Source organism: Sphaerisporangium melleum (assembly GCF_014646695.1).
Lineage (GTDB): Bacteria > Actinomycetota > Actinomycetes > Streptosporangiales > Streptosporangiaceae > Sphaerisporangium > Sphaerisporangium melleum.
Map to the genome: position 1 here is coordinate 157,077 of NZ_BMNT01000020.1, position 230 is coordinate 157,306.

Genomic DNA, 230 nt, shown 5'->3' on the forward strand with positions numbered 1-230 from the left:
CGATCCCTCCCGTGCGCCTGACCAGCTTTCGGCGCGCTGGCTGCTGGCGGTGGCCTCGCGGCTGGTGCGCGACGTGGGGCAGTTGATCACCGGGGCGGCGCGGGCGCGCAAGCAGGTCGCGACGTTCGCCATCGACGGCGAGGTCCGCTTCGCCTCGGCGGCCGACCGCGCGGCCTTCGCCCGTGAGCTGTCCGAGGCGGTGGCCGGCCTGGTCGGCAGGTACCACGACG

General features: G+C 75.7%; 1 pseudogene. It reads left to right on the plus strand.

What is annotated here, in order from left to right:
- Positions 1–230: pseudogene (locus tag IEY93_RS38305) on the plus strand (ArsR family transcriptional regulator); the annotation flags it as partial.